Annotated in this window: 1 protein-coding gene; it reads right to left on the bottom strand. The window is 30.1% G+C overall.

Translation table 11 applies throughout. The annotated features are described in order from the left end of the window. Positions 1-125 precede the first annotated feature (125 nt). Positions 126-2,558 (bottom strand): helix-turn-helix domain-containing protein, encoded by a 2,433-nt coding sequence (locus tag HM984_RS17245; RefSeq protein ID WP_218845071.1) that lies wholly within the window; start codon positions 2,556-2,558, stop codon positions 126-128. Between the last annotated feature and the right edge of the window lie 182 nt (positions 2,559-2,740).

Raw genomic sequence — 2,740 nt, 5'->3', positions numbered from 1 at the left:
CTTTGCTATATTTTAAATAAGAACTAATTACATAATTAATCAAGTATCTTAACAATAAAACCAACATGATTAAAAATGAAAAGGTCACCTAAATTGTTTTTAGACGACCTCTTTTTTTTTGAGCTTTAGGTTAATTCATCCAATACCAAACGAATTTCACCATAAGAATATTTATCATCAATTTGATGCTTTAAATCTGAAAGGTTATCGAAGGTTTTTGTTGGGATAATTTTCTTTAATTCGTTATAATGTTTTAACGACATTAAGTCGGTAACTTTAACGTCACCTGAAGCAATAAAATTTGCTAAATGGCCGAAAATAGTATTCGTATTTAACTCTCTTTCTAATGCTATTTGTTCAATTGATTTTCCTGATTTATATAAATCTAAAGATATTTTTTTAGTATCCCCTTTCTTTTTTTTTGGTTTTACTTCCTCAAATATCGAATTATCAGTAGAAGTTTCAATATCGTTTTCATCACAATATTCTAAGATTACTTTTAATATATCCGCACCATATTTCTCAACTCTAGTTTTACCCATACCATGTATCTGCGCTAACTCTGTTTTACTTGTTGGTAAAATCTCGCACATAGCATAAAGTGACTTTTGTGTAAATATTTGATAATGGATTAAATCTTCTCTATTCGCTATAGTATTTCTAAGCTCTCGCAATAATTCAAAGAGTTCCACATTGGTTGTGCCATCTATGACAGATTCACGCGTTTTTTTAGGTTTATCCTTAGTTAAGAATACCGATTTTGCTCGTAAAGATAAAAAGTCTTTTGCCTTAAACCCTTCCTTTAATCCTTCATAATAAGAAAGTTTAGTCACCAATAGTTCTTCTAAAGCATCTAATTGTTTTTCAATATCCTTTTGAATAGCCTTATTATCTGTAGTAAATTTTAATTCTTTTAACGGAATTTGAATCGTAGATTTAGTTTGCTCACTAAAATATGCTAGTGCTTTTATAAAACGCTGTTGAGTAGCTGAACTCAACTCAGGTGTTTCCTTAGGACCTCCTATGCTTCTTAGTTGTGATTTAAATCCATTACTTATTTTAAGCAAATTTGTAACACTATTCTTAATCTTAATTAAAGGAGTTTCTACGGTACCTTCTATACTCCCTCTATTTTTATAATAAATATCTAATATGCGATTAGCAGGATAGATAAATTTATAGAAATCAAAAACCTCTGAAATTAATTCTAATTGAAAATTACGTTTTGATTCTAATAAGATAACATCATTTGGCTGATTGGATTCTGCATTCTTATTAAATTCTATAACATTATAATCACTAATTATTTGATTAGATTCTATCTTACTTTTTAGAACTAATCCTTCTAACGATTTACAACGACTTAATGCCACATAAGTTTGACCGTGTGCAAAAGCACCTTGCGCATCAATAATTGCTTTTTCAAAAGTTAAACCTTGACTTTTATGAATGGTAATAGACCAAGCCAGACGTAAAGGGATTTGTGTATAGCTACCTATCTTATCTTCAGATATTGCTTTGGTATCAGCATCAACAGTATATTTTATATTTTCCCAAGTCTCTAACTTAGTATTGATATTAAAATCATCATCTGGACAACTAACAACAACTTCATCTTTTTCTAATAAAATAACCTTACCAATTTTACCATTAAAATAACGTTTCTCAGGAGAACTGTCGTTTTTAATGAACATAACCTGAGCCCCAACTTTTAAATCTAAGATTTCTTTATTGGGAAATGAATGCTCTGGAAAATTGCCTTCCACAGTTGCCTTATAAGAAGTTACCTTTCCTTTTAACTTATCTAGTTCTAATAAATTAGTTTGTCTAGCCTTATTATTATGAGTCGTTAGTGAAATATATCCCTCATCTTCTTTAGGTTCAAAATTTGGTAAGAATCGCTTATTCAATTCATTTGCTAAATGAGCACTTAAATTGTTATTTCTAATTTCATTCAAAATATTTATAAACAAGGGGTTTTCTTGTCTATAAATATGTTTTAACTCTATAGTAATCGGGTTACAATTCTGATAAGATATGCTACTAAAGAAGAAAGCATTCTTATAAAATGGTTGTAGTAAACGCCATTCATGGTCTTTAATTACGGGTGATAATTGTTGTAAATCACCGATCATTAATATTTGGACGCCTCCGAACACCTCATTTCTATTCTTGTAACGTCTTAATGTTTTATCAATACCATCAAGCAAATCAGCTCTAACCATACTAATCTCGTCAATGACTAATAAATCTAGAGACTTAATAATATTAATTTTAGTCTTACTAAATTTTCCTTTGAAACCAGATGTGGGTAAATCATCATTGGGTAAAATAGGCCCAAATGGCATTTGAAAGAAGGAATGTATCGTTACTCCTTTCGCATTAATAGCTGCAACTCCAGTAGGGGCTACAATTACCATTCGTTTGTTAGCTTGTAATTTAAGTTTATGCAAGAACGTTGTTTTACCAGTACCTGCTTTACCTGTTAAGAATATATTTCTATTGGTATTAATTACAAAGTTCCAAGCTAAATCTAATTCTATATTTTCTTTAATCATGTCCGTATAAAATGAGGATTGAAGTTACTAAAAAACGATTAAAGTAAAGTTCTCAAAGTATTATAAAAGCAAAAAACCCTTACTAGTTATCTAGTAAGGGTTTTAAAAAAAGGCGGTGACCTACTCTTCCACAGTAAAGCAGTACCATCGGCGCAAACGGGCTTAACTACTCTGTTCGGAAT

This window comes from Winogradskyella pacifica, from assembly GCF_013403915.1.
Classification (GTDB): Bacteria; Bacteroidota; Bacteroidia; order Flavobacteriales; family Flavobacteriaceae; genus Winogradskyella; species Winogradskyella pacifica.
The sequence above is the reverse complement of the archived record's forward strand: the minus strand, read 5'-3'. Positions and strand labels throughout refer to the sequence as shown.